Raw genomic sequence first — 18,716 nt, forward strand, 5'->3', positions numbered from 1 at the left:
GGCGCGCAACACCGGTCGCGTGGTCGATGGCGAAGAGTTCCGCTACGACGCTGCGGCCAACCGCCTCAACTTCAACACCAGCCGCTTCGACCACGTCAAAGACAACCGCCTCAGACAATGGGCGAACCACGAATACAAATACGACGCCTGGGGCAACCTGATCGAAAAAGTCGTCGGCATCGTGCGCTGGCAGACCTTCACCTACGACTGCGAAAACCGTCTGGTCAAAACCGAGACCATGGCTGACACGCAGGTGGAAAGCACCAGCAGCTACCAGTACGACAGTTTGGGCCGAAGAGTTGCCAAACAGTCCGAGATCAAAGGCCACACCGAACACAAACGCTTCCTCTGGCAAGGCTTGCGCATGCTGCGTGAGGAAAATCCAGGACAGAGCAGCCTGTATATCTACGAGCCCGGCAGCTATGCGCCGCTGGCGCGCGTGGATGAAAAAGAAGGCGAGGTAGAGAACAAGGTTTATTACTTCCACACCGACCAGATCGGCACACCGCTGGAAATGACCGACGCCGAAGGGCAGATCGTCTGGCAGGCCAAGTACCGGGCGTGGGGGGCGGTTGAAAAGCTGGTGGTGAACGAGGTTGAGCAGAACCTGCGGTTTCAGGGGCAGTATTTTGATGTCGAGACGGGACTGCATTACAACACGTTTCGGTATTACGACCCGGAGATTGGGCGGTTTATTACGCAGGATCCGATTGGGTTGGAAGGTGGGTTTAATTTATATCAGTATGCACATAATTCAACAGCTTGGATTGATCCATGGGGCTTATCTGAATTACTAGGCCTTGTGAATGAAGCTCATGCTTTGCTTGATCCTACCGCGCAAAAGTTTAAGACTACTGCTTTGGGAATGGATAGCAAAGGGGGATTATTCATTGCATCAAGCGATAAGACCGTGCCTAAAATTCAACGAGAGTGGGCTCAAGGTAAAGGGATTAACGTCGTAAATGGGCAGGGCCATGCAGAGGAAACTATAATAAAAGCAGGTAAAGGCGCGACCAATATAGATGCATCGAGAGGGGTGTGTTTGGACTGTGAACACTTAATGAAGGAGCACGGTGTTAAGACGGACACACATACAACTGGTAAAAAAAGTCGGAAACGGTTAGGAGGAAGCACATGCAGTGGAATTTGATTTTTGAGGACGCCACCGTGTTGTCCTATATCGAGAAACTTAATCATCAACAAAAATGTTTGCTGATAGCAAGCTATTTGTATAGGCAAATACGTCTTATAAAAGCTTTTGATAGTTGCTATTCAGAAAATCTTGAAGGTTTAGTTGTAGAAGCGCTAAAAACCTCGCTGTCCGAAAAGAAAGATTCTATTATAAAAATTGAGCATACTGTAAAGAAAAACATACCAGACACTGAGGAGTTTTCTGAGCAAGAAGGTAGCTATGCACAAAATCTGATGATTGCATTAGATTATTTTTTATTATTTCTTATCGACTCCGACACTTTCAAACTTCATAAATGCGTAGACATGGCTCTGCAGAATATAGACTTATTGAGCTATGAGATTGACGAACTCTATGATGAAAATAAAGTAACCTCAAATGAAATTGCCGTTGTATTAGATCTAGCCACAAAAATCTCAAATACAAAAACCTCTTTCGGCATAAGTATTAGCGATCTAGAAAAATTAGTAACCAGCCATATGCTTTGAATATGCTATAGCATTATACCCCCCAGCTAAAGCCAGCTCTTCCTCCAGATGCGGCAAAGCACATTCAACCTGGTCCTAGAGGAGGTTTCAGTGATAGAAGCCCTCCAAACCATTCTTGGCATCATAATGCTCAAAGCCCTAAAGATATTGAGTTGATGCCTAGAGCGCAACATAAGGCTCCAGGCCCCGTACAGAACAGCCTCCACCCTAACCAGTAGGGTGGATTTAAAAAGTTGCAAAACTCAGCATGTTGAGGTGAAAATGAAGACTTATAGCATTAGAGAAGTTATTTTAAACATATCAGAGATGCCAGACTCATGGTTTTATCTTCCTGACACCCCATGGGCATTGGATACCAAAGGGGCATTTTCACTAGATAGTCGCGATTTTCCGCCCGACTCCACAGACTACTTGCCTCCGCAAGTATTAGGTGAGGGTTGGAAGGAGACCCTAGAAACACCTATTATCGAAGATATAATATCAAATGTTAATGAACAATTACCTCACCCAAGCGTCGAGAACTACTTCGATGCGTTTAAGTTTTATTATGAAAATGATACATTTAAGATCTTTAAAGCCTAGAAAAACCACAAGCAACTTTAAATAAAATAATCTAGCCAGCATTTTATGTATAGCTAGTTATTAGCTCGAAAGGCACAGATACCGCAAGCGTAAAAAATGATTTATTAGTCGTAACGATGCATTTGCTACCTACTCCACATATACCAAAAGCTCTATTGCTCTTTAATAAGGTATGCCGCGGCATGACTGCCAACTTTGTCTCAGTCAGCTGCCACTTTCTCTTGAATTAGCGCTGTGCTATCGCTTACACCAAATCAAGCTGTACTACCGACAGCGACAGCAAGCTCGGCGAGGTGTTCAATGGTAACGGCGATTCAGTGCGCTTCGTCTCACCTACACCGAAGACGTGGTGACCCGCCACAGCAACATGCTACTGGGGAACCATAGTCGACCCGACGCTCAAGTCCAAATACCTGTGGCGGAACAGCCTCGCTCAGGTTGTGCGCTTTCAGGACTGCTCAGGCAGTTACGTCGAACACGCCTACAACCCGATTCACCGCCGCTACGAATACGACCCGGCCGGTGAACTGAGCCGCACCCTCGACAAACTGCGCGGCGAAACCCAGTACGAATACGAAGCCAACGGCCAGTTGCTGGCACGCAACACCGGCCGCGTGGTCGACGGCGAAGAATTCCGCTACGACGCCGCCGCCAACCGCCTGAACTTCAACACCAGCCGCTTCGACCACGTCAAAGACAACCGCCTCAAACAGTGGGCGAACCACGAATACAAATACGACGCCTGGGGCAACCTGATCGAAAAAGTTGTCGGCATCGTGCGCTGGCAAACCTTCACCTACGACTGCGAAAACCGCCTGGTCAAAACCGAGACCATGGCTGACACGCAGGTTGAAAGCACCAGCAGCTACCAATACGACAGCCTGGGCCGAAGAGTCGCCAAACAGTCCGAGATCAAAGGCCAGACCGACCACAAACGCTTCCTCTGGCAAGGCCTGCGGATGCTGCGTGAGGAAAGCCCGGGACAGAGCAGCCTGTACCTCTACGAGCCCGGCAGCTATGCGCCACTGGCCCGTGTTGATGAGAAAGAAGGCGAAGTCGAGAACAAGGTCTACTACTTCCACACCGACCAGATCGGCACGCCGCTGGAAATGACCGACGCCGAAGGGCAGATCGTCTGGCAGGCCAAGTACCGGGCGTGGGGTGCGGTTGAGAAGCTGGTGGTGAACGAAGTTGAGCAGAACCTGCGGTTTCAGGGGCAGTATTTTGATGTAGAGACGGGGCTGCATTACAACACGTTTAGGTATTATGACCCGGAGATTGGGCGGTTTACTACGCAGGATCCGATTGGGTTGGAAGGTGGGTTTAATTTATATCAGTATGCACATAATTCAACAGCTTGGATTGATCCGTTAGGGCTGGATTGGAACTATTTCCTTTCTAACGAAGATGGTGCTTATTATCATGGTCGTGCTTCAGATAAAACGTCGTTGAGCGATGTTATGCGTCGTCACGGTAAAAATGAGGGAGCAGATGGCGTACGTTTCGGGACTGGCGATAGCATTTCTCAAATAACTCCAAGAGGCACGGATTATGATGTTGTACGAGGCATTGAGAATGCCGGGGTTAGAGAAAAACCGATATTAGGTCGTGGTAGTGCTAATGTGCGGGGAAATATTATCCATGGTATGGCTGACGATAAACTTCCTACAGAAAAGGGTAGAGCAAGGGTAGCTGGCGCCGATAATTACTTGGAAGGAAAAGGTGTGAGCAAAGTCAGCTCATTGTCACCCATTGAAACGCGCACCGCAGTCGGCACAGCAACTTGCTAGGGGTTACTATGAATAAAGATTTGGAAAAGGCTATAAAAGACTTTTATCGCAGCGGCTCTGTGGAAACGCTGAGTAGTCCTCGCTCACTAGAAGTTCTGCTTGAAAATAATATGATTTTTCCAAGTGAAGAAATTGAGCACGACGAACTCATAGAAAAACTTTTCCATGAGAAAAAATCAGCTGCAAAAGAAAGCATTGTCGAATCTTTCTTGGTAGGTCTTGAAACAGGCAAGCCAGAAAAAAGAGCAGCTCTCTCAGCTTACGCTATTATGTTGAACTTTCCGAAGCATAGTTTTCAGTCTACGGAAAATATCCAATGCAATATCTGTGGTTTGTTTAAGAAAAAAACAAGAGATTTCACTTTTTGCAACCTCGCTAGGTATAGCATAGGCGTCAGCAACAGCGGAAACCCTGAACAACTGTATTTTTTCTTAAGGGAACATAATAAAGCGCCATCAGAAAAAGTTGAATCCATTGATATTTTAAAGAAGGTGCTAAAAACTGCTAGGGAATCAGGCCCTGAAGAAACGCCTGTGACATTGGAAAAAAAAGTAAGGGCTATACAGGGCTCCATGTTAAACAAAGAGTTATCCCGAGGTCTATTGGATTTGTTAGGGCAGATTGGTGTTTTGGAAAGCCCAGATCATAAAGGGTTCACTAAGGGTTATACGTATATTGGACTTGCGCCAAAAAAATCTCGTTCAACAGACTGGAGCTATCCTGTAGATTTTTGGGAAGGTATGTATGGCGTTAATGAAGAGGCTGTAGAGTTTTGGTTTGGTGATTATCTGAAAAGCTTCGATAATAACTAAAAATAATGCATAAGACTTTTTGCTTTTTAATATATTAGAATTTACGGCTCTTTAATAGTTTAAGGTTAAAACCAAAGGGGGTAGAAACTTGGCGTCAAAGCTGAAAAATCGACTTTGTCTAAGAACTGTTGGTCCACTGTGTCAAAAATACTGTGTCTTATGGACCGTTGCCCTGCGAGTACGATCTACTCAGCGAGTTGAGCACACAGTCTCTTCGCACAGGCCTGCACCTAACCATCTGTATTACACCAGTGGCTATCCGTATCAAGTCAACCTGGATCGCCGACCGATCAGCGCCATTGGACGCGACGACTTGCCGCTTACGTCTATCGCACTCAAGCATTCGGCTACGACAGCAACACCGGTCGAGTGGTCGACGGCGAAGAGTTCTGCTACGAAGCTGCACCATGGCCGACACACAGGTGGAAAGCACCAGCAGCTACCAGCACGACAGTCTGGGCAAGCGAGTCTTTAAACAGTCCGAGATCAAAGGCCAAACCGACCACAAACGCTTCCTCTGGCAAGGCCTGCGCATGCTGCGTGAGGAAAGTCCGGGACAGAGCAGCCTGTACCTCTACGAGCCCGGCAGCTATGCACCGTTGGCGCGTGTTGACGAGAAAGAAGGCGAGGTAGAGAACAAGGTTTACTACTTCCACACCGACCAGATCGGTACACCGCTGAAATGACCGACGCCGAAGGGCAGATTGTCTGGCAGGCGAAGTACCGAGCCTGGGGGGCGGTTGAGAAGCTGGTGGTGAACGAGGTTGAGCAGAACCTAAGGTTTCAAGGACAGTATTTTGATGTCGAGACGGGACTGCATTACAACACGTTTCGGTATTATGACCCGGAGATTGGGCGGTTTATAACGCAGGATCCGATTGGGTTTGTTGGGTGGGGAGAATTTGTATAAATATGCCCCAAACCCTATCCAGTGGATTGACCCGTTAGGATGGGTGCACGAGCTTGCTCCTGGGTTTAATGTATATGGATTATTCGATAAAGGGGCTGGCAAACCTTACTATGTAGGCATTACGAATGATATTGCTAGGCGCCGTACTGAACACGTAGATGCGGGTAGACTTAGCTCTGGAGCGAAGTTAAAACCTTTGGACAGAAATGTCAACTACGGGCAGGCTAGAGGATATGAGCAAGCTTATATTGAGCATTACGAGACTAAAACAGGTGTGATTGGAGAGGATATATCCCTAGGAAATAGGGGGAATAAATACAATTCATTTGATCACAATAATACGACTCGAGCAGCTTTTCGACAGAGTAATTTTGAAGGCAATTATCGAGCTAAGAAATTATCACTAGGCTCTGGAGGATGTGGATGATGGGCGTAAAATATTATAGCTGGGCGAAAAAGCCTAAAACGTTGTTGCGTAATATAAAGTCGGGCGATATTTTCTGTTTTTCTGTAAATGGAAAATATCGTATTGGTAGAATAATGACTCAAAACAGTCTTGGTCACGTAGCAGAGATATTTGATCAAGTATTAGATACTCCCGACGCGTCAAAATTAGTTTCGATGAAAAGGCTTGGGCGGCCTGTAATATTGGACTCTTATGGATTGTTTGATCGAAAAATCGAAGGTGATTGGCGAATAGTTGCTCATGATGAGGATTATATTCCTCATGATGAATTAGTACGCTTTACATCGGGCATTGCGTCTGGATGTAAAAAAATTGATATTTTTGATAATGAAGAGGCTATTGCAGAGAGTGAAGCAAAAAAATTACCCGACTACTCTCCTATGGGGGAAGATGACGTAATTGAAGAGCTTGGCCTCTAATTAGTTTATTTAAAGCTAGATTGTTTTAGTGTTTCTACGATTTATTGGTTTTGGTTTTAGTTCGGGCTGACATATTGTCAATTTTTAAGCGGTAAGGAGGCTGGAGTATAAGTTTTCGTCAAAGGGTCATTATTATCGAGCTCGCTTTAGACAGACTGACTATTGCCGTCCTTGTTCCTGGTCGAGCTCGGCGCATAAATGATCGTTGCATCGATCACCCTGCATTGGCGCAACATCGCGATCAGGCCCACCTTGGTCCTTCGGGTAATGCGGCTCAATTAGTGCGATCAGGCCTTCCAAGGTAAAACCTGATCCATTTCAATCAGGAAGCACTTTCGACGGGCCTGCCTACGTTTCCCGGCGTACCCGGTCCATCACCCTCGACAACCCCACAAAGGAGGCGACATGTTCGACAAAGGCTTCTGGCTGAACCCACCCCGGCATTGCAGTGTGACGGACGAGCGTCTGACGGTCACCACAGATCCGCAAACCGATTTCTGGCAGCAGACGCACTACGGCTTCTGCCGCGACACGGGTCATTTTCTGGGTGTTTCGGTGACCGGTGATTTCACTGCGCAAGTGCATGTGCAGGGTGACTTCAAGACGCTTTACGATCAAGCGGGCTTGATGGTCCGCATTGACGAGCGCAACTGGGTCAAAACCGGCGTTGAAGTCAGTGACGGAACCCTGATGCTGGGCAGCGTTTTAACCTGCGGACAATCCGATTGGGCAACGGGTGTATTTGATTCGTCATCCGGCCTCTGGCTGCGAGTCACCGTCGCCAAGGGCTTACTGCGTATTCAGCACTCCAGCGACGGCCTGCGCTGGCCATTGCTGCGCCTGGCACCATTTCCAGCGAGTGATGTTTATGCCGTAGGCCCGATGTGCTGCAGCCCGGAACGGGGAGGGCTGGAGGTGGTGTTCTCTCATTTCGAGGTCATGCCTGCACTGGGCAAGGATTTGCATGATCTGACGTGAGTTGCTCTTCAGCGAGTCGTCGTGGGGCTCGCTGAAGAGCGACCGGGTTATTTCGTGTTACTGAACGACAGTGAACTTGCAGTTTTCAGGTGATGTTTTTTCACACACGTTATAGACAAGACCAAAAGGCCCATCTTCTTTCTTCCAGGCACTGCTTGCAGTTTTTATAGTGAAATCCTTATTGTTTTTAGCAATGAAACGCATGTCCAGCGCCTCGCGCCCACCGATGTTGTAGGTGCAGTGTTGCAACATCTGAGGCGCGTCTGCACCCTCTTGAATAGCGATGGCCAGGTCAAACGACTGCACAGGCATTTTCTTTGTCACAACGCCTTGCAGCACGCCGGTCCACTCGCCGTCATTGCCGCTCGCCCGGTAAACGCCGGGCGAGACCTGCTCGATCTTCGAGACAGCAGGGCAGTTTTCCGCCGCTTGAGAGGTCATGGACAGTCCCAGCAGGGAAGTAGCAACTGCGACGCCGATCAATAATTTTTTCATGATATTCCTTAAAATGATTTAATTCTTGATGTGTATATAAGCGTATGTGTAGGGTTTTTACGCGGTTAGGCCGAGCGAGCTTGTTTCCCAAGTCCGCTAGTTGGTTGAATATGACTATCTAGTGTGTGGCAAGAAATGTGTTGCTTGTTATCTCGTTATTAAGCGAGGTGCGTGCTTCAGTAGTAACTTGATCGTATCCAGTGTGGATGGGTTTATCGTAGGTGTTAGTCTGTCGATTGTCTGCGCCTTCACGCCTTAATTGTGTGTAGGAAATAGCGTTGGTTTGTGTGGGGAAGGTGGGTTGGCTGATTACTCCTGAAGCCCTGTCCACATAGGCATGGCAAGGGCAGCGCGCGGGATGACGGCTCGAAAGACCGAGCCGGTGGCTTCACTAAGGCTTGGTTCGTGAAAGCCACTCCCCACAGGCGTACGCACCAATAATGCCTTTGCGGTATCCGCATATGGGAACCGAATTCTTTGGCTGGCGGGATGGCGGTTATGGTCCATTAGATCTAACGCCGAAGCGCTCAGAAATCCTGATCATTCTTGAGGCACCATTCACGTATGTGCGCCTCGACCAAGCCAGCGCCATAACTGCATTTCGGCTAACCAGAGGCCATCCGGCGTACCCAGTATTGTAGGACTTCTCTTTCGATATTCAGGGTCATGGGAAAAGATGGATTCTGATGGGTAGCAGCGACTAGGCTAGGAAGGTCTGACCTTCGAACTCTCTTTTGGCCAGGCCTGCTTTTAATGAACGCTTTGGGTCGATTGCCGCCGTTCGTGACGGACAGCAACCGGCCGATTCTGTTGAAAAAGTCGGTTTTCTCAAACTGCCAGAAAACTGCTCGGTGAAAGCGCCTCTTTTACGCACTGCTACGTGAAATCTGAGTCTGAATGCCTTTGCGGCGATTCAAGATTTCAATCTCATGCGCGTACTTTTCTGCCGTGAAAACCACATCCGACTTTTTCAACAGAATCGGCCATTAGCGGACGTCCAAGAAAGGTAGTGACTGCATGCGCATAGCAATGGACGAAAAAGTGGCATTCTGCTAGCGTCGGTCCACCCCCAGCACGGACGTTTTAGGATCCGGGGAGTGAAAACATCGGCACCTCGTGTAGTGGGGGCCACTGCTCCAACATGGCAGGCGAGCATTGTGATTTCGGACATCGATCTACAAGAAATTACCCCAAGGGAACGGACGACTTCCGCATCCGCGACGCATGTAATAAGCGGTATTCCGATACCTAAACCCCTTCGCGTTCGAAGCTTCAGCCCAGAAGAGTGGGAGGAATTCGTGGAGGAATGGGGGAGTAGCCTGACGACTGAATACCCAAAAGTCCGACGCTTCGGCGGCTCGGGGGACTTGGGTGTGGATATCGCAGGCTTCTGCTCTCCTGAAGGATTCAAAGGCACCTGGGATAATTATCAGTGCAAGCGATATGGTCATCCGCTCCGGCCTAGTGATATCTGGGTTGAGATTGGGAAGATAATTTATTATTCGTTTAAGGGGCACTATATCCCTCCACGTAAGCATTATTTTGTCGGATCTCAAGACATCGGAACCACCCTAGAGCAGCTTCTGAATAATCCTGAGGAACTGCAATTCAAGGCGGAGGAAAATTGGGACCAAAATTGTAAAAGTTGGATCACATCGACGATGGAGATTCCGCTATCGGGCGCGATTCTCGATTATTTTCAGTCATTCGATTTCTCCAGATTTTCGTCAAAATCTGTTGTCGAATTAATAGATGGTCATAGCCGGACCCAGTTCCATGCTGTTAGGTTTGGTGGTGGGCTCCCTTTCAGGCCCGACTCATTGAAACCTCCGGTAGTGCCTACTGGCCGTGAAAGTCGCTATATTCGACAAATATTTGATGCTTATGCGAATCATCTGAATAAGTCTATAACCCATGAGACTGACTTTGAGTCACATGGCACACTAAAAAGAGACTATCTCCGGCAGAGAGAGCGGTTTTATCATGCAGAGTCTCTAAGGAATTTTGCTAGAGATACCGTACCTGAAGGTACGTTCGCGGCCCTGCAAGAGGAAATATTCTATGGGGTTGTGGATGTTTGTGAGGATGACCATGCAGACGGATTGGCACGAATGAAGGCCACTATTACCCACTCTTCAACCGTTGCTGCTTCAGCAAATCCCTTAGCCTCAGCATTCAAAACCCAGGATCGTCAGGGCATATGCCATCAGTTGGCAAATGATGATCGATTAACGTGGGTGCCTGAAAATGACTGAGCCAACAGTTAATAGTCCTTTCAATGGCCCTCTGGAGACAGGAGTACGTTCTCTAGCTATCCTAACTGCGGCATTTCCGATGGCAATGGACCTACAGCGTTTAGTAGAGATGGACTATTTGGTAGTGCACTCCGAAGATGCCAGCGGGCCTCGTAGTCTACATGCACCATTGCCGTTGCGAGCAGGTGAGCTTCTTGTGCGCAGAGGATTGATAGAGTCAGGACTGAAACTGATGGTTAGGCGGGGGCTGTTAAGTCGGATCGCGTCATATGAAGGATTTAGTTACATCGCGACCGATACTGCTCAGCCTTTCATATCCTCACTAACATCAAATTATGCGCTTAAGTTACTAGACAGGGCCAGGTGGGCGTATGAGACATATGGAAATACACCCACGGATGAAGTTCGAAAGGTTACTCATCGGATTTTTAGATGGACCAGTGAGTTTCAAGCTTTTGAGCAGAGGGGCTCTAAATAATGAGTGAGTTCAGTTTCCAGTTGCGATGTGTTCAGTTCTCAGGTCCGACTGATGAGCGACATGTAGATTTTTTTGAAGGTGTGAACGTAATTTGTGGTGCATCAGATACTGGTAAATCTTATCTGGCTGAGACAATCGATTACATGCTAGGTGGTTCTGAACTCAGAGAAATTGATGAGTTGGAGGGGTATGATCGGATCACTTTGTCGTTAGAGTCCGACTCTGGCGAAGAGTGGAGTTTGGAGCGAGCGCTAAATGGTGGAGGCTTCAAACTGATCGAGGGCGGTCAGGATGAATCGACGATACTAAAGGCTACACACTCTCACGGTGCTACAGATAACCTTTCGGGGTTTTTGCTTGACAAGCTTGGGCTGCTCGGCAAGAAGGTTCTGAAAAGCAGCGCGAAATCCACTTTGCAGAGCCTGGGATTCCGGAACATAGCAAGGTTAGTTGTTGTTCAAGATGAAGAGATTTCTACTAAAGGATCGCCGTTTTGGAGTGGCCAATTCACCACTAAAACTTCTGAATTAGCAACCGTCAAATTGCTTGTGACCGGAATGGATGACTCGGCAATCAATACCCCTGTAGTGAAAGTGGTCGACAACTCAGGCAAGATTTCTTTGCTTGATGATTTGATTTTCGAGTTGACTGCTGACGTGGGGGATAGCAAGCGCGAAGAGCTTGAGTTTCAGCTTGAGAAAATCGGTATTACGTTAGAACGCTATCGAAAATCAATTGCCCTTAATGATGAATTGATTTCCAAACTTTTGGAACAGCGTAAAGATAACGTCTTTCAGCGGCGATTGGTTTCTGAGCGCATTGACGAAATCTCTGACCTTTTCACAAGGTTTGACCTCCTGCGTGACCATTATGATGTCGACCTTGCGCGCTTAGAGGCCATTGAAGAAAGCGGCTCCATGCTCGTCTATGTAGATGAAGTGGACTGCCCTATGTGTGGTGCCGCACCCTGCAATCAGCACTTTGAAGATGACGATGAAGTGGATATTCGCTCGGCCGTGTTAGCAGCCTCCGCCGAGATTGCCAAAATTGAAAAACTCAGGATCGATCTAGTTCGAACCATTGATGAACTAAAGATTGAAAGCGATGAGCTTTCAAGAGATTACTCAGGTCAGGAGAAGGAGTATGTTGAGATCGAGGCCACTTTAAAGGAGGTGCTTTCCCCTCGTAAAGATGAAGAAAAAATCGATTTTGAATCTTTGGTTGAATTCCGGCAAGATGTGTCAAAAAAAATTAATGGCTTTGAGCGCATCGAACAGTTAACTCAGCGTAAATTATCACTTGAAAAAGAGGGATCTTCAGCTGGTGGCAAGACGACAGCCGTTGTCAGTATCCCAGACACGATTGGCAATTCGTTATCAGACAAGATTTCCTCAATTCTAAATGAATGGAATTTTCCCGGCGAGTGTAAAGTTGTGTTTGACAAGGGCTCCAGTGATTTTATTATCGATGGCAAACCTAGGGGCAGCCGTGGCAGAGGGTTGCGGTCAATCACACACGCAGCGGTAAGCCTGGGATTACTTGAGTATGCTCAAGAGAACTCATTGCCCCACCCTGGTTTCCTAGTGCTCGACTCTCCGCTTCTTGCCTATTTCGCGCCTGAAGGTGATGATGATTTGCTTCTGAGAGGAAGTAATTTAAAAGAAAAATTCTATGAGTACTTGATCCGTCATCATACTAGCGGCAGCCAGGTCGTAATAATTGAGAATCAACACCCACCTCTGGAAGCTATGCGAGATGTGCATCTAACAGTTTTTACTAATAATCCACATGAGGGTAGGGCTGGGCTTTTGTAAGTTCGTTAGGAAGCTAAGATAGCCTTATTAGTAGTTTTTCGGTTGCCCCCGGATTTCGGCTAAGTTGACTTGTTGCTTCGATCAGGCTTAGGTTTTTCGCAAAATTATGGCTAATTAAACGCCGGTCATATCAGGAGATACCATCCGCTTAACAGTCCCGGCCCGTTGCGAGCGTCTAGTACGGGTCGAAAGCAATCCGTCGTGGGGTCAGCGCTGCAACTCTTCGACAGATGGTGGTACAAACTGAGCATATGACGGCATGGATAGAGGCGAAATGAATCAGCTGATTCCCGATCTGCGTGAAGACCTCCTCGAAGTGCTGGATGAGGTCTCTACACTGATGTCCGCTAAATATGCGCAGCTTGGCCCCTTGCCTGATGATCATCCACTGGCACAGTCAGGTCTTGAGAATGGGGCAGAGATCGTTCTGGACTACATCGCGCACGGCGAAGCGGGTGTCGTACTCGATCATCTGTTCTACATGATCAAAGAGCCTCCTCTCGCTATCTCTGCCAGATCTGCCGAGACGCTGACTCGGCTTGCCAAAGTGTTCGAGATGCCCTTGAGCTGGAGGGCATGAGGTCTGATCGGAGAGTAGAACAGGACGCGCCATTGTCGGAGCGGAAGACGGCTACCGGCCAATAGCTGCCTGCCGTAAGCGCCGACATTTACACGTCGGTCACAGGGCCTCTGAGGCAATCATCGTCGACGGCTCAGCGGTAAAGCCTAGAGCCAGGTAGCGTTACGATGGTGCCGATATAGTTAGCAATCACGTTGAAATAAAATTATGGGTTTAAGCTCAAAAGGAGATACTGGATGTGACAAAGCTTGAGTTGATTCAAAGCGTAAATTTTGTACTGTCAGAATGCGACAGGTTTCAGAAAATTATCAAGGAAGGTGACTTTAAAACAATTGATCGTTGGGATAGTTTCTGCTCGATCTCTCATCCTGAGAAAAGTGGAGAGATAATCTGCGGATCTGCTGCTGCTCGGAAACTGGCAGAGTTGGCCGATGAAGCGGCTCGGCGAGCAGGGTTAGTTGGAAATATCTCGCAGGAGACATTATATAAAGAAGTTAAGCTAGGATTCGGTAGACGTTTTTTAAAAGGCAAAGTCGATATTGATACTAAGCAAGTGGATAGACTGCTTAGTGATGTGGCAAGACAAGCTAAGCTACATTGCAAAACTGTTACGCACTTTATACCTTGCCATTTGATGCACTCCAAAGATCCTCATAAGATTGAATTGGGTCCGGTGACTTTTTATAGTCGATCTGAAATGCGCAAGGCGCTTATCCATCATGTCGAGCGACGAACACAAACCTCCGAACAGAAAGTTCACGAAAGAAGGCTAATGGCTGAAGCTATTCGTTATTATCGAAATTTTCGTTGGGTCGCTAAAGTCACCATCAAAGATTGCGATCAAATTACTTCGGATCGACTTGCATTTGAGGCTGTAACCGCGGGCTTAAATTGCCTCCATTTGCTGGTAGGTGTAAGTCATTCAAGACGTATGCGTGTTGGTGGACTCCATCTCCCCAATGATCACAGGGCAAAACTGCAAATAAATGAGGATGCCGTGCTCGAACCTTCTACATCGTTCGCGTATTTCGGGGAAGTGACGTTTCCAGATGGCTGGTCTCAAATGCTCGGCCCTGATAATGAATACCAGCAGCTATTGAGCATTGCCTTAGAAACTGTTGTGGATCCAAAGCTGTTGAGGCCGCTCAGTAAGAGATTTCTCGACGCCGCGCAGTGGTTTGGTGAGGCCACTAGAGATGAAAGCGATGCCACCAGGATCATAAAATACGCCACTGCAATGGAGAGGTTGATTATGACGGGGGAGCGTGATGACATAACGTCAACTCTCTCTGAACGCATTGCTGCTTTATGCATCAACGATAAAATTTCTAGGGAAGAATGGAGAGGCATTGTTCGTCGGGTTTACGGGTTTAGATCAAAGCTTGTTCACGGTGGAATATCTCCAGCAGCTACGGATCTCCATGTAGGGGTCCAAGAAGCTGTTGATTTAGCTGAAGCGACCTTGTTTTATTCGATATGCGCTTTCGGGATAGAGGGTTTGAGAGATAACGCATTCAAGGAAAAAAAATTAGTTAAATGGTTCAAAGCAGTCATTTCTTGGGCGGACCAAGTTGAGAAAAACAAAATGGCCAAAAATTAACAGCTTCTGGCCGATAGCGACTTCATCGTAGTCGCATCATCTTCCCTACTAATTTATTACTCGTACTTTAATTCACCGAATAGACTGTACATTAAGTCCCCTTTCAGGACTTCAAATGGAAGTGCGACGTAGTCATTCCGTTGACGCGGTAGAGCTTTACCATCATGAGGTGCATTTTTGGTGTGTCCCTGCACTCGCTCCCCGTTCTCTTTGATGTAAGGCAGCACAACGATTCGACCATGGTTTTTGGATAGAATCGTACCTTCATACCAGATCGCTTCTCCAGTCTCCGACTTACCAGAAGCACCTACTTGCTTCACTACCCACTGAGGAATATTGCCATTCTCGTACCAAAACACAAAGCTACCCACTATCAAAACCTGCTGCCCTCGATGCAATGCATCTGCGAGCAACAGTTTCACGCTGGCAAGGTGTAGTAGCTTGTTTGCGCGGGGAAGAAGCGCATCGCGAATTGCAGCTTTGGTTTGGCCCCAGTGGTCAGTACCACTCATCCCAAACCCTCGCGCGATTTTCTCGCGGTAAGCGTAGACGCCCACCCTCTGACTGTTAGCTCCGATGTTGCGCCAAGTGAAGTTCCCTTCACGCTCAAGAAGCGCGCCATACCGCGCCAAGAAAACTAGCTGCACATAGGGATATTGCAGTAGGCGCCTATGGAGCTCTGCTCGTAGGACGTCGTTACCATTTAAGACAGTCAGGTCTTCCAGTCGAGGTTGAGGGTCCGCTTCATGTCGCTTGATAGCCTCTATCAACATGAGCCTTTCCTCGCTCATCAACCGTTCTTCAGCTGTCAGCGCTTTTTGCACTTTCAAACGTATCGACTCGGACTGTTCAAACGGTAAGGCAAGATTGTTTACAGCATTTTTAAGCAGGAGATTTGTGGATTTGGCCTCCGTTACAGCAACATCGTAATCTTGATAGGTGATCGGGCCGTAGCCGCCATGGGCGACATCGTCGCGACGAAGATACCAATCAACATTCCCGTCCGGCTTCAGCTGTAACTCAAACATATGCCATACGGCATCATCTTTGACCCACTGCTGTGGCCAGCAACCCAAAACGGGTAGGCGGTCGCGGTGTCGTCTCAATGATTTCATTACAAGTACCTCCGTTTACCTTGACGCTTGATCATACCCAGGAGCGCTCCTACCAAGCCATCAATTCTGCTCGCTCATACCTGTAAGCATGGTTGTAAGCTGCCCTCGTCTTGGTGTCTGAGTGAGGGCACTGGTTGTAGAACAAATGACCGCTTTTGGCCGACTGCTGTCCGTCGTGACTGGCAGAAGTCGACCCAATGCGGCCGGTCGGGAGGGGTAGAATCGAGCAGTGCCCATGGTGCGGTGATAGCCAAGTTCCTGTGGGTTAAGCACATTTGTGGGTTAGAGGGGGAGGCAAAGGTGTTCCATCCTCATAGGGGCCTAATGTTTTCCGTGCACGTAACACTAGCTCCTCAACCTGCACATACGGCAAATCCTCGGTGAACAACGAGATGGTTAAAGTGTTGTTAGCATCACATCGGAACACCTCAGCACACACATGCCCATTTGCGTCGATGAGTTCAATCCCGAGACCATCCCTGATCACATCAGAAGCAATCTGAAACCGAAAATCCATGTATTACTCCTTTGTAGTGGTCGACTGTTTACCCCTGCTCAAGGCCCTACACGCACACCTTTCTCCTGCGCTTCCTTTACAAGCCGCTCACGGTCTTCAGGAAGCAGCATCCGCGCTTCAACCAGCGAGTCTGCAGCTTTACTCACTGCAGACACATACGCCTCCTTCGTGGGGTAGCGTTCCTCCAGAGAAAGGCGAGGATCTCCGGCCACGATTCGCTCTTTCTTCGTCGCGGCAAACGGGAGGAAGCTGCCTTGGAAGTTACAAAAGCCGCCATCAAAAAATTCGGGCCGGAAGGTATTCCAACCCGTGTAAGTCCCGATGGGAGCACCCAGATACACATCCCGAACGCCACCCACATCAATTCCGTCTGCATCCACTTGAGGTACCAAGAGGCCGTAACTGCCAACCCCCGATTTCGGCGGCTCGTTTGTGAGAATGCCAGAGCTGTCTTCGGGACGAAAACCAGGTCCAAAATCAAGCACTTGCAGGCTATTGACGGCACCGGTGTAGCGGAGCTCGGGGCGCGAAACGCCACCGTAATTGGTCGCGGGGATGAGCGGGAAACTGACCCTGTCCGCCGGCACCAGGGTGCCGTCCGCCACAGAAGGCTTTATCGACGCTGGCGGTGTTGTCTCATCACGAACCCAGCCAACGAGATTGATGAACGCTGCGCGCATTGTCCAGGTGTGTGGATTTGGATTTGATTGAACCTGGCAAAGCCCAAAGGGTGGGTTAACCGGGAGTGGCAAAGACGGCGGTGCGTGCTGCGTACTTGCCATAATAAAAGTGCGGACGTTTGCCGGTTCAGGTGCATCGCGCAAGCCGAGTGGATCGGTAAGGCCAAGCGACTGGCGTCCCTCCCAAAGTTCAAGGGCCGTTGCCATGTGGAATATCAGAGGGCAAGTATTGTTATCGTTGCAGCGATACAGCAAACCCTGCGAGCGTCCGGTCACAGGATCGGTTTCCCGGCCATAGGTAAATGGAAAGTCGTAAGCAGGGTAGTCATGATCGACCTGTTGGCCCCACGCCCGGCCAGGTTGAGCAAATCGGATGTTGAGCGGCATCAGGCCGCCACCGATATGCGGCATCGCACCGTCATAGACCCGACGACCTTCCTCGCTGCGGTTGAAACCCAGCGCGATCATGCTGCGGATGAATCGGCCGGATTGTGATGAGCCAGTGATAATCGACTTGACCTTGGCCCATGCACTACAGGGTTGGGCACGCCGGTATCGTCATGCTCAGCCTGCTGGAAAAACGCACCAACATCCCGTGCGATCGCAAAACCGATACCCATTACCGCCGGCTCCTTGGCCCGGTAAATCAGCTCGTAAAGCTTGCCGGGCTGAAAACCGGCGGGTAGGCATATTTGGGTTTCGTTCGGCGTAGTGCAATCGCCAAACTTCCAGTCATTCACTGGAATTTCCTGTCGGGGCGCATTTGCCCGCGAACGCACCGTCAACGTCGGACGAAAGCCATCCGCGAGCACTTTGGTATTGTCGGTTTCAACCGATTTGTAGCTGGTATGAGGCGGCGTGGAGGTGAACCAACCTGCGGACAGGTTAAGGCTGACGGTCGGTGAAAGCGTGGTCAACTCACTGCGCACCACACCTGTTACCGGCGACCCATCAGTATTTATGGCCGTCGGCAATTGCACCATCATGCGGTTGTCGCCCGGGGCAACGTCCCCCTGCCAGGCAAACGCGATCAGCGTCGTACCCTGGCGCTGTAGAAAACCGTCCCCGGCTACTTCGAAGTTGTTGAACGCTGCTGGACTACCCTGCATATCAGCGTTGAACAATAACATCGCGCGCTTAGAGCCTCGATTTGGCACGTCGAATAGAAGAATATCATTCGATTTGGCCACGTCAGCGGGACGCAGGATTGCAACATCAGTCGTGTATTCAACCATCCCACGACCGTTACGGGGCGCAAGTTCGATGTCTTGAATAATCTTGTTTCCAGACGCTCCTGGGTCTAACTCACCATGAGCGCGCGCAAAGACGCGTTCGTAAGCCCCTGTATTCCCGAAGCTTTCGCCTCCGAACGCGGGTTCGGTCCGCAGGATCTCCAACTGTGTAATACGGGCTTGGGCGGGTGCTGCAACGATCATCATGGCGCTTGCAAACGCTGCAGCATGAAATAGGCGATTCATCTTTACCCCCAATTTGTCGTTTTTTTATGGATGGCTTTTGATGCTCTGATGACAATGATTTGTACAG

Annotated in this window: 17 protein-coding genes and 1 pseudogene; 13 read left to right on the forward strand and 5 right to left on the reverse strand. The window is 48.8% G+C overall.

Annotated elements, in window-relative coordinates; genetic code table 11:
- The 8 genes and pseudogenes from KBY08_RS17105 to KBY08_RS17140 all read left to right on the forward strand — a co-directional run.
- Positions 1 to 1,150, forward strand: a 1,150-nt coding sequence (locus KBY08_RS17105) for an RHS repeat domain-containing protein (RefSeq protein ID WP_225651221.1), incomplete at its 5' end; no start/stop codon positions are given.
- Positions 1,135 to 1,680 carry a hypothetical protein gene (locus KBY08_RS17110; protein WP_024642120.1) on the forward strand — a complete coding sequence of 182 codons (546 nt, stop codon included), beginning with the start codon at positions 1,135 to 1,137 and terminating at the stop codon, positions 1,678 to 1,680. The genes KBY08_RS17105 and KBY08_RS17110, both read left to right, overlap by 16 nt.
- A gap of 261 nt (positions 1,681 to 1,941) precedes the next feature.
- Positions 1,942 to 2,262, forward strand: a complete 321-nt coding sequence (locus KBY08_RS17115) for a hypothetical protein (protein ID WP_058822149.1) — start codon at positions 1,942 to 1,944, stop codon at positions 2,260 to 2,262.
- A gap of 440 nt (positions 2,263 to 2,702) precedes the next feature.
- Complete coding sequence (locus KBY08_RS17120; RefSeq protein WP_111522619.1) at positions 2,703 to 4,052, forward strand: RHS repeat domain-containing protein; 1,350 nt, start codon at positions 2,703 to 2,705, stop codon at positions 4,050 to 4,052.
- An 8-nt stretch (positions 4,053 to 4,060) separates the two neighbouring features.
- Entirely contained in the window at positions 4,061 to 4,864 is an 804-nt protein-coding gene (locus KBY08_RS17125; RefSeq protein WP_225651222.1) for a hypothetical protein, read from the forward strand.
- Between the two features lie 389 nt (positions 4,865 to 5,253).
- Positions 5,254 to 5,814, forward strand: a pseudogene (locus KBY08_RS17130) (RHS repeat domain-containing protein); the annotation flags it as partial.
- Positions 5,815 to 6,197: 383 nt separating this feature from the next.
- Positions 6,198 to 6,659, forward strand: a complete 462-nt coding sequence (locus KBY08_RS17135; RefSeq protein ID WP_111522621.1) for an Imm26 family immunity protein — start codon at positions 6,198 to 6,200, stop codon at positions 6,657 to 6,659.
- 405 nt (positions 6,660 to 7,064) lie between these two features.
- Complete coding sequence (locus tag KBY08_RS17140) at positions 7,065 to 7,637, forward strand: DUF1349 domain-containing protein (RefSeq protein WP_111522622.1); 573 nt, start codon at positions 7,065 to 7,067, stop codon at positions 7,635 to 7,637.
- A 57-nt stretch (positions 7,638 to 7,694) separates the two neighbouring features.
- Here KBY08_RS17140 and KBY08_RS17145 read toward each other — a convergent pair whose 3' ends face one another.
- Positions 7,695 to 8,132 carry a DUF3757 domain-containing protein gene (locus tag KBY08_RS17145; RefSeq protein WP_024638904.1) on the reverse strand — a complete coding sequence of 146 codons (438 nt, stop codon included), beginning with the start codon at positions 8,130 to 8,132 and terminating at the stop codon, positions 7,695 to 7,697.
- A gap of 1,097 nt (positions 8,133 to 9,229) precedes the next feature.
- Here KBY08_RS17145 and KBY08_RS17150 point away from each other — a divergent pair.
- The 5 genes from KBY08_RS17150 to KBY08_RS26520 all read left to right on the forward strand — a co-directional run bounded on the left by KBY08_RS17150 (position 9,230) and on the right by KBY08_RS26520 (position 14,859).
- The gene (locus KBY08_RS17150) at positions 9,230 to 10,387 is read left to right on the forward strand and encodes an ABC-three component system protein (protein ID WP_201279535.1); all 1,158 of its coding nucleotides are present in this window, start codon (positions 9,230 to 9,232) and stop codon (positions 10,385 to 10,387) included.
- Entirely contained in the window at positions 10,380 to 10,865 is a 486-nt protein-coding gene (locus KBY08_RS26850) for an ABC-three component system middle component 2 (RefSeq protein ID WP_080289352.1), read from the forward strand. The genes KBY08_RS17150 and KBY08_RS26850 overlap by 8 nt, the downstream gene beginning before the upstream one ends.
- Positions 10,865 to 12,679, forward strand: coding sequence for a hypothetical protein (locus KBY08_RS17155; protein ID WP_024638906.1), 1,815 nt, complete (start codon positions 10,865 to 10,867; stop codon positions 12,677 to 12,679). Before KBY08_RS26850 ends, KBY08_RS17155 begins: the two co-directional genes overlap by 1 nt.
- Positions 12,680 to 12,953: 274 nt before the next feature.
- A complete protein-coding gene (locus KBY08_RS17160; RefSeq protein WP_024638907.1) occupies positions 12,954 to 13,259 on the forward strand; it encodes a hypothetical protein in 306 nt (101 codons plus the stop codon).
- Positions 13,260 to 13,497: 238 nt separating this feature from the next.
- The gene (locus KBY08_RS26520) at positions 13,498 to 14,859 is read left to right on the forward strand and encodes a HEPN domain-containing protein (RefSeq protein WP_024638908.1); all 1,362 of its coding nucleotides are present in this window, start codon (positions 13,498 to 13,500) and stop codon (positions 14,857 to 14,859) included.
- Between the two features lie 56 nt (positions 14,860 to 14,915).
- On the opposite strand, the gene KBY08_RS17170 is transcribed toward KBY08_RS26520, so the two are convergent.
- From KBY08_RS17170 to KBY08_RS26860, 4 genes are all read right to left on the reverse strand, one after another.
- Positions 14,916 to 15,974 carry a hypothetical protein gene (locus KBY08_RS17170; RefSeq protein ID WP_111522624.1) on the reverse strand — a complete coding sequence of 353 codons (1,059 nt, stop codon included), beginning with the start codon at positions 15,972 to 15,974 and terminating at the stop codon, positions 14,916 to 14,918.
- Between the two features lie 265 nt (positions 15,975 to 16,239).
- A complete protein-coding gene (locus KBY08_RS26525) occupies positions 16,240 to 16,491 on the reverse strand; it encodes a hypothetical protein (RefSeq protein ID WP_024638910.1) in 252 nt (83 codons plus the stop codon).
- A gap of 38 nt (positions 16,492 to 16,529) precedes the next feature.
- Positions 16,530 to 17,639, reverse strand: a complete 1,110-nt coding sequence (locus tag KBY08_RS26855; protein WP_240875707.1) for an alpha/beta hydrolase domain-containing protein — start codon at positions 17,637 to 17,639, stop codon at positions 16,530 to 16,532.
- Positions 17,636 to 18,649, reverse strand: a complete 1,014-nt coding sequence (locus KBY08_RS26860) for a hypothetical protein (RefSeq protein ID WP_225651223.1) — start codon at positions 18,647 to 18,649, stop codon at positions 17,636 to 17,638. Before KBY08_RS26860 ends, KBY08_RS26855 begins: the two co-directional genes overlap by 4 nt.
- Positions 18,650 to 18,716 lie beyond the last annotated feature (67 nt).

This window comes from Pseudomonas sp. P135 (assembly GCF_020312125.1).
GTDB classification, from domain to species: Bacteria; Pseudomonadota; Gammaproteobacteria; order Pseudomonadales; family Pseudomonadaceae; genus Aquipseudomonas; species Aquipseudomonas fragariae.

Coding starts and splice junctions, on each gene's coding strand:
- KBY08_RS17110 (WP_024642120.1), top strand. CDS start 1,135: ATGCAGTGGAATTTGATTTTTGAGGACGCCACCGTGTTGTCCTATATC.
- KBY08_RS17115 (WP_058822149.1), top strand. CDS start 1,942: ATGAAGACTTATAGCATTAGAGAAGTTATTTTAAACATATCAGAGATG.
- KBY08_RS17125 (WP_225651222.1), top strand. CDS start 4,061: ATGAATAAAGATTTGGAAAAGGCTATAAAAGACTTTTATCGCAGCGGC.
- KBY08_RS17135 (WP_111522621.1), top strand. CDS start 6,198: ATGATGGGCGTAAAATATTATAGCTGGGCGAAAAAGCCTAAAACGTTG.
- KBY08_RS17140 (WP_111522622.1), top strand. CDS start 7,065: ATGTTCGACAAAGGCTTCTGGCTGAACCCACCCCGGCATTGCAGTGTG.
- KBY08_RS17145 (WP_024638904.1), bottom strand. CDS start 8,132: ATGAAAAAATTATTGATCGGCGTCGCAGTTGCTACTTCCCTGCTGGGA.
- KBY08_RS26850 (WP_080289352.1), top strand. CDS start 10,380: ATGACTGAGCCAACAGTTAATAGTCCTTTCAATGGCCCTCTGGAGACA.
- KBY08_RS17155 (WP_024638906.1), top strand. CDS start 10,865: ATGAGTGAGTTCAGTTTCCAGTTGCGATGTGTTCAGTTCTCAGGTCCG.
- KBY08_RS17160 (WP_024638907.1), top strand. CDS start 12,954: ATGAATCAGCTGATTCCCGATCTGCGTGAAGACCTCCTCGAAGTGCTG.
- KBY08_RS17170 (WP_111522624.1), bottom strand. CDS start 15,974: ATGAAATCATTGAGACGACACCGCGACCGCCTACCCGTTTTGGGTTGC.
- KBY08_RS26525 (WP_024638910.1), bottom strand. CDS start 16,491: ATGGATTTTCGGTTTCAGATTGCTTCTGATGTGATCAGGGATGGTCTC.
- KBY08_RS26855 (WP_240875707.1), bottom strand. CDS start 17,639: ATGATCGCGCTGGGTTTCAACCGCAGCGAGGAAGGTCGTCGGGTCTAT.
- KBY08_RS26860 (WP_225651223.1), bottom strand. CDS start 18,649: ATGAATCGCCTATTTCATGCTGCAGCGTTTGCAAGCGCCATGATGATC.